This is a genomic window from Collimonas sp. GW821-FHT07E08, assembly GCF_059418905.1.
Genome location: NZ_JBWKQR010000034.1, coordinates 1 through 9,441 on the forward strand (window position 1 = coordinate 1; position 9,441 = coordinate 9,441).

General features: G+C 50.0%; 7 protein-coding genes and 1 pseudogene. All 8 read right to left on the reverse strand.

The annotated features are described in order from the left end of the window. Window positions 1-1,967, reverse strand: a 1,967-nt coding sequence (locus AC07RZ_RS23825) for a hypothetical protein (protein WP_494669832.1), incomplete at its 3' end; no start/stop codon positions are given. Next, window positions 1,964-4,369: an RHS repeat domain-containing protein gene (locus AC07RZ_RS23830; RefSeq protein ID WP_494669833.1), complete on the reverse strand. Its 2,406-nt coding sequence runs from the start codon at window positions 4,367-4,369 to the stop codon at window positions 1,964-1,966. The genes AC07RZ_RS23830 and AC07RZ_RS23825, both read right to left, overlap by 4 nt. Continuing rightward, the gene (locus AC07RZ_RS23835) at window positions 4,366-6,708 is read right to left on the reverse strand and encodes a DUF6531 domain-containing protein (RefSeq protein WP_494669834.1); all 2,343 of its coding nucleotides are present in this window, start codon (window positions 6,706-6,708) and stop codon (window positions 4,366-4,368) included. The genes AC07RZ_RS23830 and AC07RZ_RS23835 overlap by 4 nt, the downstream gene beginning before the upstream one ends. A gap of 708 nt (window positions 6,709-7,416) precedes the next feature. Continuing rightward, a pseudogene (locus AC07RZ_RS23840) lies at window positions 7,417-7,644 on the reverse strand (integrase core domain-containing protein); the annotation flags it as partial. A gap of 93 nt (window positions 7,645-7,737) precedes the next feature. Further along, the gene (locus AC07RZ_RS23845) at window positions 7,738-8,061 is read right to left on the reverse strand and encodes a hypothetical protein (RefSeq protein WP_494669835.1); all 324 of its coding nucleotides are present in this window, start codon (window positions 8,059-8,061) and stop codon (window positions 7,738-7,740) included. Continuing rightward, window positions 8,058-8,423: a hypothetical protein gene (locus AC07RZ_RS23850; RefSeq protein WP_494669836.1), complete on the reverse strand. Its 366-nt coding sequence runs from the start codon at window positions 8,421-8,423 to the stop codon at window positions 8,058-8,060. The genes AC07RZ_RS23845 and AC07RZ_RS23850 overlap by 4 nt, the downstream gene beginning before the upstream one ends. A gap of 66 nt (window positions 8,424-8,489) precedes the next feature. Continuing rightward, window positions 8,490-8,948, reverse strand: a complete 459-nt coding sequence (locus tag AC07RZ_RS23855; protein WP_494669837.1) for a hypothetical protein — start codon at window positions 8,946-8,948, stop codon at window positions 8,490-8,492. Window positions 8,949-8,958: 10 nt separating this feature from the next. After that, window positions 8,959-9,441 (reverse strand): RHS repeat-associated core domain-containing protein (locus AC07RZ_RS23860; protein WP_494669838.1); only part of this gene is annotated, 483 nt, incomplete at its 5' end.

Sequence of the window (9,441 nt, forward strand, 5' to 3'; positions counted from 1 at the left end):
TTGGTGATCGTGCTCAGGTTGCCCGAGTTGTCGTAGGTATGGGTGGTCTTGTCCGCAACATCGGTTCTGGGACCGGTAGCAGTCAATACCTGGCCGACTGTGTTGTAGGTGTAGCTCCAGGTACGCGCAGCCCCCACCAACGTCGGCGATATACCTTGGGCGCCTGTCGCATCGCTGGTGGCTTGCACGGTCTTGCTCAACAAATTGCCGGAAGTATCGTAGGTATAGGTCGTCAACAGCTTAGGCTCGGCAATAGTCAACGGCAGACGATACGTCGCGTGCCAGGCGGTCGTGATCGTTCTGGATTGTGCCGTCCCCGACGCCTCCACCCGACTGGTTTCCAGGTTACGGGTCAGGTCGTAACTATAGGTGGTGACGCTGCCGTTGAAGTCAGTGCTGGTGGCAACATTGCCGTTGGCGTCATATGTGACGGCCGACGATGCTGCACCACAACCAGCACCGCCTGGTTGCGATTGACCTGTACTTTTCACGACGCCAAGGATATTTTGGAAATTATAAGTGCGAGTGGTGCCAAGCGGATCGGTTGCAATACTTTGAGTAAAAAGGTTTGGGTAGCTCACTGCAAATTTTTGCACTCCCCCAGCTAATTCGGTGGAAACCGCTTTGCCAGCGCTGTTGTACATGATGGTAGCGTAGCGAGCAGAGTTTTCATCTGTAATCCCCGTTAACGCAACCGGCAAATACGTGTTGGCGGTTTTGTCTTGTTCGTTGTACCAATAGATGCGCTTCTTGCCATCGGGGTAGGTTACGGAAGTTAAATTGTTGGCGGACGGACTGTTGGAACCGGCTTCATCATAGGCATAGATATAAAGACCCCCAGCAGGGTCGATCATTTTTATCATGCGCGCTGCAGCATCATAGGTGAAATTTAACTGGGCGCCAAAATGATCAGTTACACGAATGAGCAAGCCGGGTTTTGGGGCAATCGCAACTGGCGTAGTGGCATTCGAATAGGTCAACGTCTGCTCTTGGCCATCACGCGCAGTATTGGTTTGCAAACGACCTGTTAAGTCGTAAATTTCCGTCGCATCATTGTCCGCGTTGTAGACCTTCCAGCCGGTACCGTCGGTAGTTTTGGCGACTCGGTCGTTAATATCGACAGCGGGGTTGAGGTTGCTTGTAGTACCGAACGCGAGCATACGGCCATTTCCGCGCTGGACGGCAAAATCGTTTGGCTGTCCGGTTGGTACATAAGCAAAACAATATGGTCTCCCAGTTTGATCTCCAATACTTGGGTAGCATCCTGAATAAATAAGATTGGCATTGATAGTTTGTTGCGGTGCTGTGAAATCTACCCCTGCCACCTGGTAATTATTTACCCAGGCATTTCGGTCACTCCTGTATGTACGAGAAAATCGTAAAGTGTTGGCACCGCTGCCGGCATAGTCGGTTTCGGTCAACTTTTCTATTCCAGTAGACGGATAGATTGGCTTACCCAATGCAAGACAACTCTGCGGTTCTGGCTTTTGTGTGTTGAGATTGGGTGTACAGGTTATCGTATAGTGAGGTGCGCCACCGCCGTTAACCCTCATATCCCTATTGCACTCGTAGCTAGTGAGGACCGCACTAGTCCAATATACAGTTGGATCACCTGCTGCCACATAGTGCATATTAAAAACTTGCGGCACGCCGTTATACCATGCGCTTTGATCGGGGGGAGCGTACAGATCCAAAACCGTGAGGTTTGGATATTTAGCCATAAAAGTTGCCTTGTTCACTTCAAAGGCTTCTTCTGGCGTATCAAATTTTCCTTGCTTGTCGCTATCGGTCCACCAAGCATTTACATAAAATATATGCGGGTCGGTGTCGCGTGCCTGACCTGATGTCATGTTGAAAAGCGACAGTAAACAAAGCAACGTCAATACGATCCAACGCAATTCAATCAATTGAAGCAAATTCCATTGGACACCAATTTCTCCAGCAGCATTCCCATTTGCTCTCCTCACTGCACTGCTCCCGTGATTTGTTGTAATCGATTTAAGGCATCCACCACACGACTGGTTTGACGCGCCAAGGCGCCGCTTGGATCTTTGACTTGCTCATTGATCCGGTTACCCATGTTGTCCAGGGTATAGACGATGCTGTTGCCGAGGCTGTCGGCGATGTTGGTCAGACGGTGGGCCGGATCGTAGGTGTAGCTGACCGTCGAGGTATCCGGCAGCGTGACTAGCGTCAACTGGCCGACGCCATCGTAGCCATACGTAGTGGTTTCCACTGTACCGCCAGACGTCACCGTCTTGCCGGTCAACCAACCACGTGGACTGTAAGTCAACGCCGTCGTGGCGCCATTGGCATCGGCGATCAATCCTATCCGGCCGTTGGCATCGTAGTTCGACAGAGTCGTCACTTGACCGACGGCATTCGTGATCGTGCTCAGGTTGCCCGAGGTGTCGTAGGTATAGGTAGTCTTGTCAACTACATCGATTCTGGGACCGGTAGCAGTCAGTACCTGGCCGACGGTATTGTAGGTATAGCTCCAGGTACGCGCAGCCCCCACCAATGTCGGCGACAAACCTTGGGCGCCTGTCGCATCGCTGGTGGCTTGCACTGTCTTGCTCAGCAGATTGCCAGAGGTATCGTAAACATAGGTCGTCAACAGCTTCGGCTCGGCGACTGTCAAAGGTAGACGATAAGTCGCGTGCCAGGCAGTCGTGATCGTTCTGGCTTGTGCCGTACCCGATCCTTCCACCCGACTGGTTTCCAGGTTACGGGTCAGGTCGTAACTGTATGTGGTGATAGTGCCATTGAAGTCTGTATGAGTCGCGACATTGCCGTTGGCGTCATAAACCACGGCATTAGATGTCGGTCCACAACCCGCACCGCCAGGTTGCGACTGACCATTGCCCTTGATGACGCCAAGAATTGTTTGGTAGTTGTGGGTACGTGCTGTACCTAATGGATCTGTAATTACAGTACTACTTGGATTGTATGTCAATTGATATTGATCTACACCGCCAGCATGTTGCTCTGAATAGGCTTTACCTTGGGCATTGTAGAAGTAGCTTGCGTAACGGATATTATTTTCGTCGAGCAAACCGGTAAGAGCGTGGGGGAGATTGGTACCGCCGGTGTAGGATGTTTCGTTGTACAGGTATGCTTTTACTTTACCATCCGGGTAGGTCACCGATGCGAGATTGTTATTGATATCGTAGCTGTAAAGGTATTGACGACCCACTGAATCCGTCATGGCGACAATTCGTGCATTGTAATCGTAGACGAAGCTGAGCTGATGGCCAAAGCTATCGCTGACGCGGATAAGCAGGCCGGGGATTTGCGCAACAGTGCTTGGCGTCGTGGTATCGCTGTAAGTGAACGTCTGTACCAGGCCAGATTTTTCCTGGATTGAAATTAGTTTTCCAGCTGCGTTATAGGTCTCTAGCGAATCGTTGGCTGCGGCGCCATACGTCCAGCCAATGACATTACCGTTGGTATCTGTCAGTGAATTGAGTTTATCGTTTATATCTGCATCTTGAGAAACATAGCGATTGCTGCTGAGTGCGAAGGAATAGGCGGCTCCGCTAGGGCGAATCGCAAGGACAACATTGACGTTGTTGATGCTAGTACCCAGGCTGATAGAACGATCATAGTTATGGCGCCAAGCCGTTCCCAACGTTGTTACGGCGCCATTGTTCAAGCTGTTGTACTGACGATTGAAGTTGAGTTCATTTGAGCCAGATATTGCATAGTCGGTCTCCAACCAGTACTTGTTACCAGTGCCGGCATGGATTGGATATGGCGTATGAGGTGCGCCGGACGCACAGGGGGAGCCATTTTGTTTGACGGCTTGGCATTGTCCATCTAAATATGTTTGGTTATCGGGGCAAGTCCAACGACAAACCATTGTCACGTCAGGAGGGCTGCCAGAAGGCGCACTGGCGGCAGTTGAGTTAGGGCCGCAAATTGGCCTAGGATGCCACAATCCTGCGGGATAAAACCCGGCCGCATCATGGGGAAGATTTGTGCACCAATTTACAAGTTGCCACCCTGCCGCCACATAGGTATTTGGGTTGGCAAAATAATCACTGCCACTAACAACCGCACGATCTCCATCATTGCGCGTGGACGCATATTGCCCAACACTCAGTACGTAGCAAGCATCATGCGCATAATCAATAGTCGGAGAAAAAGGATACGGCGATGGCGGTTGATTAATAGGGCTATCTCCCGTGTTCGCTGCAAACGCAGAAGAAGAACATAAAGCCACGCAAGCTACTACCGGAATAAGAAAATGTTTTACTTGCCCTGAAACCCCGCAATACGACATACAAATATGTTGGAAAATACGATTCATCAAAGATATGCATATTGTGTGCATCCAGGAAGCCGATTTTGTAAGACCATCGTTCATAATCCATTTCCTGTGATCTGTTGTAAGCGATTCAAGGTATCTACCACACGACTGGTTTGACGCGCCAAGGCGCCGCTTGGATCTTTGACTTGCTCGTTGATTCGGTTACCCATGTTGTCCAGGGTATAGGCAATGCTGTTGCCGAGGCTGTCGGCGATATTGGTCAAACGGTGGGCGGGATCGTAGGTGTAGCTGATCGTCGAGGTATCCGGCAACGTGACTAGGGTCAACTGGCCGACGCCGTCGTAGCCGTATATGGTGGTTTCCACCGTACCGCCAGACGTCACCGTCTTGCCGGTCAGCCAGCCGCGTGGACTGTAAGTCAGTGCCGTGGTGGCACCGTTGGTGTCGACAATCAATCCCACCCGGCCATTGGCGTCGTAGTTCGACAGCGTCGTGACCTGACCGACGGCGTTGGTGATCGTGCTCAGATTGCCCGAGGTGTCGTAGGTATAGGTGGTCTTGTCCGCCACATCGGTTCTGGGACCGGTAGCAATCAATACCTGGCCGACGCTGTTGTAGGTGTAACTCCAAGTACGCGCAGTGCCGATCAACGTTGGCGACAAACCTTGGGTGCCAGTCGTATCGCTGGTGGCTTGCACTGTCTTGCTCAACAGGTTGCCGGATGTGTCGTAGGTGTAACCGGTCCTGCGCAGTGGTTCGTAGAGGGCCGCAGGCAGGCGGTAATAGGAATCCCAGCTTGTCGTGATGGTTCTGGCTTGCGGAGTGCCAAAGGCTTCGGTGCGTGAAGTTTCGAGATTGCGGTTCAGGTCATAGAGGTATTTCGTGACATTGCCGTTGAAATCCGTCCTGCTTGCCACGTTCCCATTGGCATCGTAGGTGACAGCGTCCGATGCTGCGCCGCAGCCGGCACCGCCGGGTTGCGATTGTCCAGTCACCTTGCTTGCCCCCAGGATCGAGGCGAAGCTGGCGGTGCGCGCCGTTCCCATCGGATCGGTGATCGTGCTGCTGTTGCCATCGCTGCCGAATTCAATCTGGTATTGATCCACGCCACCGGCATGCTGCTCGGCATAGGCACGGCCTTGGGCATCGTACCAATAGCTGGCGTAGCGCGTTCTATTCTCGTCGAGGATGCCGGTCAGCGCGTGCGGCAGGTTGTTTCCACCGGTGTAGGCCGCTTCGTTGTACTGGAAGGTTTTGACTTTGGTATCAGGGTAGGTGATCGATACCAGATTGTTGTTCGTATCGTAGGCGTACTGATATGTTTGATTGGCCGGATCGAGCATAGTGGCAATGCGGCTGTTGCTGTCCCAGGTGAAGTTCAACTGGCGACCGAATGCATCCCGCACTCTGTTCAACAGTCCAGGGACAGGGGCAATACTGGCCGGCGTGCCGGGGTCACTGTAAACAAGAATTGTGTCCCTGCCCGTACGGTCGGCAATATTTGACAACCTGCCGCTTGCATCATACATCTCTATCGAATCGTCTGCGGCAACATAGTATGTCCATCCGAGCGCATTCCCCTGGCCGTCGTACAAGCCGGTCAGCTTGTCAGTGACATCCTTGTCCTGGGATGCATACAGATTGCCGTTACGCGTGAAAGCGTAGGCGTTGCCGTTCGGTCGTGCCACCAGGACGGCGGCAGCGCCATTGATGGTCAGGCCATCGGTAATACTGCTTTCGAAATTGTGACGTCGGCCTATTCCCAAGGCGCCTGCAATTGCCGTATTGGTGCTGTTGTACTGATGAACGAATTTCAATCCGCTCACCGTCGCTGATTGATAGTCTGTCTCGGACCAGTACTTGTTGCCGGTACGGGTATTGATTGGACTGTCGGTGTATACGCTAGGACATGATTTCGGTGCGTCCTTGTTTGGCTGACATTGCGCCAGCGTCTGTCCTTCTGCACCAGCGGGACAGCTCGTCGGTGGGGAAATACAGCGCCCCGAAGCCGGATCTAGCTTTTGCGGGGCCTGGCACGTTGCTTCGCAAATACCGGTCGTCGTGTTTTCTGTGGTGTTTGCCGGGCACTGGCTGCCCCAGCGCGTCACATAGGAACTGCAACTCTTGTTATTGCTGCCGGTAATTGAGAAACAGCAGTACGCATTCTGATTGGGAGGCGATTTGAAATAACTGACGCCATCGGGAGTATAGGTAGCACCCTGCCAATATGCATAGATGGGACCACATGCCTCCAGAGCCGAGCCAAAACGCACGCTAAATCCCAAGTTTGGAGCACTGGTAGCAATCCAGTAATAGTTTTCCGCATGAGCCATCAATGGCATCGCCTGCAGAAATACAACTGCTGCCAGAGTGATTGAATTCCTAAATTTGAATCCATTTCTGCTAATCGATCTGATCATGGTTCCGACGCGCATTGAACAGCCCCTGTAATTTGTTACTGACCGCTTATTTACGGGGGAATTACTGAGCCATTTGAAAAGATTCGTTTTGAATGGAGAAGAGCCAAGAGTGCGTGATGTAACGTGTTTATTTATCACGACGTCAACACATCTAGTTGCGACCGCCAACATCGGCAACGCATTTGTTTTCCCAGTTCTCGCCATCACCATCCCTTTTTCAGACATAAAAAGACGTGGATACCTCTGAGAGATATCCACGTCAGTAAGATCTTGTCAGCCCACCCTCTCTGGAGGGTATCTATATTTCCAAGTGGAAAATAAAGTTATCCTAACATTATTGGTTGCTCCATGTTAATGATTTTTACCGTCAATATCCCTAAATGCGAGACGCAAGGAAATGGCGCTCGTATCAGCAGCGAAGAGCGGCAATGCGCCGTCTACGTCGCAAAATTTGGGTGAAAGTTGGGAGAGAAATGGGAGAATCTTGAGACCATCTTAGACAACCTGACACAATATCCACTTGCTGGGGAGCTAATGTTTACGTTGTCTAAAATGGTCTAAGACCGTTTGATAGTGGTGGAGGCGGCGGGAATCGAACCCGCCGTAAACCTAGCATTTATGCAGCTTTCGGTTTGGTGGTTGGCATAATGTTGTCATTTCTGCGTGTTCCGGCGAAGCTGGCAGTGGAATGAACCTCTGCGATTGATCTGGGGAAGTAAAAAATCAAGTCGCCTGTAGTGCGTACTCCGCCTCGAATTGATTGGGTGACATGTAGGCAAGCGCCGAGTGCATGCGCTTGACATTGTAAATTTCTTCAATAAAGCGTGGCAGACGTGCCGTGACATTGGCAAATGTTTCATAACCAGCCAAATAGACCTCTTCCACCTTGAGCGTCCTCATGAAATTCTCCACCTGAGCATTATCGTACGGATTGCCGACGGCGCTCATCGAACCGATCAAACCATTTGGATTTCCACCGACGTATCCATATATGTCGCAATGATCGGAGCCGATCATTGCGACTTAGTGGGACGACATTCCGCGTTAAAGCCCGGCAACCGCCTCGATACTCACAATGCAAAAATCCTTCTTCTTCACCCGGAATGGCCCTACCAACGCATCGTCGCCCTGCCACAATACATTACGGTCATTTGCGCGAACGACGGACTCGAAACTCGCAACAGTTGTTTTGCAGGAAGAAAGGGCATTATTCGCAATACTCTGCAAAAAGTGCATTTCTTTCCTTTGAAGATGAATCTGTGCTTTTAGACTGTCAATTTCCATAGCAGAATCGAGTCCACGGAAAAAGAAAAATATCGTTGCCGCACTCAAAATTAGAGCGAGGCCCGTCAACGCAAGTGTTCTCATTTTGAACCCGCTTTCAATGCATCTCTTGCGAAGGTATCGCAAACGTTGAATTTATTCTTACTAAATGGATTAATTGTATATGGATACTTGGCGTGCCTATCTAGCGCAAATTCAGTTATTTTGCTTGCGTCGGCGTCCCCGTTGTAAATCGAATTGGGAGAGGTTCCTTTGCCATAGCGATCGGACATAGTTTTATTAATTGCATCCCATGATTCCTGCGTTGGCATCCCATTATCATCAAACTTTACCGTTCCAACGTCGAATGGCCCCCTCACGTCGCCGTATGGTCCACCATACCGACCAAAATCGAAATACTGCGTAGCACCAGTTTTATCGAGCAGCCACCAGCTCCTTGATTCCATTTTTTCGACAATCGTGACGTTTTCTCTATAATCTCACTATGGTCAACCGTCGACACTAACAGTAAATTATTTTGACTGAATTTTGAAGAAGACATCTTTGCCACATGCAAGATCATTCAAATATTTTGTCCTTTTTGCCTCTTCCTCTTTTGCATCAGGCTGCGTTGATAATTCCACCCAATCATTTGATGTGGATAGCTGATGTTTCTCACGATACTGCTTAAGAGTATTCAATACTTTGCAGCGTTGTTTAAGAAATTCAGGTGTACTATTAGTTTGATCAAGCTCAATCAACCAACTTAACAACCCACTCGTCTCTGCTTGCAAAAAATGCTGTGCTTCGCCCTGTTGGTTTTCATCAAAATACCGAAGCACCAGTAATGTATTTCCAAGTGCATTCAATGATAAATTTTCTATAAATTTATTTTTTTCTTTTTCTGCAATTTCCTTTCCCAGCCAAAAAGAAAGTCCGCAAGCTACCGCAAAAAAAACAATAAGAGAACTAATAAGCGCCTTTTTTTTCATTACCATATCCTTATTGTGCAGAACAGCTATTCAAAGTTGATTCGTTCTTCGATATTCCCCAAGCATCGTTACAAGCCTGTTGGCATAATGTGCCCTGTTCTTGCATATACTGACCCGGACTACGTGAAGCGCAACAAGCGTGGCACGCACCTAAGCTTGGTTCAATTTTTGCACAACTATATTTCTTAGGTTTCTTATCCCGACCTAATAGGCGATCCAATAGCGATGGTTCTTTGTCTAATCCATTTGGCAACTTGTTGGGGCTTGGTGCAGGACCATTAGCAGTTGCATCGACTGGCGGGTTGACGCAATCATTTCCGTTACAAATTGGCGTTACATTTAAACCCAACGGATCGACGTTACTAACCGGGTTTCCGTTTACATAGCCATACGTGTTAATGCCCCCGCCGAGTCCAATTGGATCAGACTGCACATAACGTCCCTGCTGCGGATCATAATCTCGATTGATGTTGTAGAAGTTGTTGGTCTCTTT

Bases quoted from the DNA above. Each gene is read 5' to 3' on its own strand.
- AC07RZ_RS23830 (WP_494669833.1), bottom strand. From the start codon at position 4,369: ATGAACGATGGTCTTACAAAATCGGCTTCCTGGATGCACACAATATGC.
- AC07RZ_RS23835 (WP_494669834.1), bottom strand. From the start codon at position 6,708: ATGCGCGTCGGAACCATGATCAGATCGATTAGCAGAAATGGATTCAAA.
- AC07RZ_RS23845 (WP_494669835.1), bottom strand. From the start codon at position 8,061: ATGAGAACACTTGCGTTGACGGGCCTCGCTCTAATTTTGAGTGCGGCA.
- AC07RZ_RS23850 (WP_494669836.1), bottom strand. From the start codon at position 8,423: ATGGAATCAAGGAGCTGGTGGCTGCTCGATAAAACTGGTGCTACGCAG.
- AC07RZ_RS23855 (WP_494669837.1), bottom strand. From the start codon at position 8,948: ATGAAAAAAAAGGCGCTTATTAGTTCTCTTATTGTTTTTTTTGCGGTA.